This window comes from Methylophaga sp. UBA1464 (assembly GCF_002325665.1).
Classification (GTDB): Bacteria; Pseudomonadota; Gammaproteobacteria; order Nitrosococcales; family Methylophagaceae; genus Methylophaga.
The window spans coordinates 11153-14923 of the sequence record NZ_DCSO01000065.1; the positions used below are offsets into that span (position 1 = coordinate 11153).

Below are 3771 nucleotides of genomic sequence, written 5' to 3' on the forward strand. Positions count from 1 at the left end.
AAAGCGCCTTTGGTATGGCCAAATAATTCGGCTTCGGACAACGATTCCGGTAATGAAGCACAGTTTATGTGGACTAAAGGTTTATCTTTTCGCAACGATAACTGATGCACAGTACGTGCTACCAGCTCTTTTCCCACGCCGGTTTCACCGGTGATCAACACGGTATAGTCCGAGCCAGCGACTAATTGAATCTCATTTTTCAATGTCTGCATGGCATGGCTTTGGCCTATCAGTTCTCCGCCATCTTTTAATAAGGCTTCCTGCGTCAGTTCCTGGACCAGCTGATTGGCATGCTGAGCGCTGATCTCGAGTTTTTTAAATTCGAGTGCTGTTTTTAATGTGGCTGCAGACAGTGCGGCTATCAGTTCCAGTGTTTTGGGGCTGATCTGGTTAAAGCTGCCGGCTTGCAAGCTATCAATGGTGACCAGTCCAATGACTTTCTGATCTGAATACAACGGTAATCCCATACAGGAATGTACGGGCAAATCGCCGGATCTGGCCAATAACAACCCATCATAGGGATCGGGCAAGTCACAATTGTCCGGAAAAATGAGGGGTTTGCTGCTATTACATAGCTGCTGAAGTCTCGGATGTTCACTAAGATGAAAGCGACGCCCCAATACTTCTGAGGACAAACCCTGAATTGCCAGAGGTGTCAGCAGATTGTCATGTAATCCCAACAAGGCAACAGCATCACATTTAATGGCTTTACGAATCGACGCCAGCAGGCGATCAAAGCGATCATCATTGTTAATGCTGTTTGCCAGATCCAAGGCTACTTCGAGTAATAAGGTTGAATCAAAATCCTGCATAACGCGAGCTCGATTAATTAGCTAATGTCAATTTATCACGATAAGGTCAAAAAGACATGTTTTTATATATGTCTTTTTGACTTATTTGTTTTCGAATAATTTCATACATTATTGATTTGTTTATATAAAAATAACTGGCACAACCTCTGCAAACAGCATAGTGAATGTATTATTCATAATCGCAAAGAGGTTATTTATGTTAGATACCAGAACCATCGAAATTGTAAAAAGTACCCTGCCGTTACTGGAAAACGCAGGGGTTGAGGTCACTGATCATTTTTATAAACGTATGTTCAGTCATAACCCAGAATTAAAAGATATTTTTAACCTTGCTAATCAGGCGACCGGAAGACAGCAGTTTGCCCTGTTCAGTGCGGTGGCAATGTATGCAAAGCATATAGATGACTTAGGTGCGATGGGTGAATTGGTTGAAAGAGTGGCGCATAAACATGTCAGCTTTGATATTCAGCCGGATCAATATCAGATTGTCGGACATCATTTGATTGAAACACTGCGTGAGCTGGCACCGGAAGAATTCACTGATGAAGTCGCCGAGGCCTGGGTGGCAGCCTATGGTTTGCTGGCAAAAGTGTTAATTGGCCGTGAGCAGGATATCTACAGCGATTACCAAAACAAAACGGGTGGCTGGACCGGTCCACGTTTATTTGAAGTGAAGGATAAAACGCCGGAATCGGAACTGGTGACCAGCTTTACCTTTGTGCCGGTGGATGGCGGTGAGATTGCCCGTTACCAACCCGGTCAATATCTGGCCGTTAAGGTAAAACCTGAGCAGGCAGAAAATATTGAAATCAGACAATATTCCATTTCCGATAAATTTAATGGTGAAAGTTACCGAATCAGTGTCAAGCGTGAATCTCAGCCAAAAGCAGGCTTGGTTTCCAACTACTTACACGATAAAGTTCAGGTGGGTGATCAGATTGAATTAATGCCACCCACCGGGGATTTTTATCTGGCACATGTGGACAAACCAACCGTACTGATTTCTGCCGGTGTGGGCATTACACCGATGATGGCGATGCTGGAAACACTGCTGGCCAGTCAAACCAGTCAACCTGTCTGGTTTTTACATGCCTGTGAAAATAAACATCAGCACTCCTATGCTAATCAGTTAAAAAGCCAGGCAGATCAATTGGATAAACTGCATTACTATTACTGGTATAAACAGGATGATTCTGATGATGAAAAGGCCCTGAGCGGTTTAATGCAATTAGATCGGCTGCAATTTGAGTTGCCATTAACGGATGGTCATTTTTACCTCTGTGGTCCGGTTGAATTTATGCGTTTTGCCAAACAGCAGCTAACTGATTTAGGGGTTCCGGCCGAGCAACTTCACTATGAAGTGTTTGGTCCGCATAGCGATATTTAACAGTTAATCAGGTGGAGAGCGAACGCCTGCTCTCCACTTTTCTGCTTTTTAAAAAGAACATCTTGACGCAATCTTCATCTGCATTGGCGTAAAAGCATTCTGTACTGATAACAGGATGCATCATGAAAAATATCTATACTGCACTATTATTTGGTGGAATGTGGCTGTTTCCCTTATCCACTTATGCGGAATCTCCAGGCGATACCAAAGTATGTGAAGAATGGGCCAGTAAAGCCGGTTCCTATATGTTGTTCAGGCAGATGAATACGCCAATTTATGAAGCCATGGAAAATGCCATGGGCAATGTCACTCGTGGCTTATTGCTCAGTGCGTATCAGCAACCCGTTGCGGAAACCAATGAAGGGAAGCAGCAAGCCATAGATAATTTTAAAAATCAGACTTATGGAGACTGCATTTCACAAATGGAATAAGTTTTAAAATTCATATTCCAGCAAGGCTCGCCAATTGGTATCGGCAGTTTTGGATGATAATCCAGTAAGCACACCCACTTCCCAATGCAGTTTTTTGCCTGGAGATAGACTGATATCCCCCAGAAAAACCGGCCCCAGAGCACGGGTATCTTCACCCGCATAAAATTCAATGGCAGGTTCAAAATAGCGGGAATGCCTGTAGCGTGTTTGTAATGACAAAGCGGTTTCAAACTCACTTTCCTGAGTTTGTCCCCATTCATATTTAAGCCAGAAGTTTGCCGTACCCACCCATCTGCCCCACTCTTTCAAACCAATTAATCCTGCAGACACTTCCCAGTTATTATCATCACGTTGTCGTTCAAGTTCGGTAATCAATCCCCAGTCAATATCATATTCACCTTGTTCTGTGAGTTGCCAGAGCGCTTCAACTTCAAATGCTTGCAAGCGAAAGTCATTATTCTGGTTATCTTCGCCGATCAAATAACCTTCAATAAACAGACGATCCGTCAGACTTTTGCCTATACCCAGTCGTTGAACCTGTTTTCCGTCAGAGTCCGTCATTCGCCATTCAATTTCACGTTCCAGCGGTTGAACATAGGGAGAATAGACTTTATCGACCGGATTACCGTCGGCATAGCTGGCTGGTGCGATGAGGATTAAAAAAACAATGGTGATTCGAAGATTAATCATGTTGAATAGACCTGGAAAATCGTCCGGAAACAATAACAATCAGCATCAGTAACAAGCTTGTCAGATAAACCAGAATCTGACTCCATGTTGGCGTCGCTTCATAGGCCATCAAGGCATACAGTAACTGACCAGGTAAGGAATGTTCGCTGATAAGATGAGAGCTGTCCCACACGGGGTTTGATGATGCCAGCCAGTCCGCCTGAATCAGAAACTGGGTGGCCTGAGACATCATGCTGCTACCTACAATCACAACCAGAATACAGATACATTTGGCTGCGGCAGCGGGCTTTAAAGCAATCATCAGGTGATATAGAAAAATACCGCAGCTGACGCCAATACCTAATCCAATCAAACTGCCTGACAATACAGATTGCATTAAAAAGTGGTCACTGCGAAAGCCGGAAATATATAACATGATTTCGGCACTTTCCCGACTAATTGCCAGGATAAT

At 43.8% G+C, this 3771-nt stretch carries 5 protein-coding genes; 2 read left to right on the top strand and 3 right to left on the bottom strand.

The features are described 5' to 3' along the window. A partial coding sequence (locus tag B3O33_RS07905) for a sigma 54-interacting transcriptional regulator (RefSeq protein ID WP_292363353.1) occupies positions 1-812 on the bottom strand: 812 nt, incomplete at its 3' end. A gap of 196 nt (positions 813-1008) precedes the next feature. Here B3O33_RS07905 and hmpA point away from each other — a divergent pair. Further along, positions 1009-2199 carry an NO-inducible flavohemoprotein gene (hmpA, locus tag B3O33_RS07910; protein WP_292359461.1) on the top strand — a complete coding sequence of 397 codons (1191 nt, stop codon included), beginning with the start codon at positions 1009-1011 and terminating at the stop codon, positions 2197-2199. Between the two features lie 122 nt (positions 2200-2321). Beyond that, positions 2322-2630 (top strand): hypothetical protein, encoded by a 309-nt coding sequence (locus B3O33_RS07915; RefSeq protein ID WP_292359459.1) that lies wholly within the window; start codon positions 2322-2324, stop codon positions 2628-2630. Between the two features lie 3 nt (positions 2631-2633). Here B3O33_RS07915 and B3O33_RS07920 read toward each other — a convergent pair whose 3' ends face one another. Further along, entirely contained in the window at positions 2634-3320 is a 687-nt protein-coding gene (locus B3O33_RS07920) for a hypothetical protein (protein WP_292359457.1), read from the bottom strand. Next, positions 3313-3771 (bottom strand): FTR1 family protein (locus B3O33_RS07925; RefSeq protein WP_349676307.1); only part of this gene is annotated, 459 nt, incomplete at its 5' end. The genes B3O33_RS07925 and B3O33_RS07920, both read right to left, overlap by 8 nt.

Bases quoted from the DNA above. Each gene is read 5' to 3' on its own strand.
- B3O33_RS07915 (WP_292359459.1), top strand. From the start codon at position 2,322: ATGAAAAATATCTATACTGCACTATTATTTGGTGGAATGTGGCTGTTT.
- hmpA (WP_292359461.1), top strand. From the start codon at position 1,009: ATGTTAGATACCAGAACCATCGAAATTGTAAAAAGTACCCTGCCGTTA.
- B3O33_RS07920 (WP_292359457.1), bottom strand. From the start codon at position 3,320: ATGATTAATCTTCGAATCACCATTGTTTTTTTAATCCTCATCGCACCA.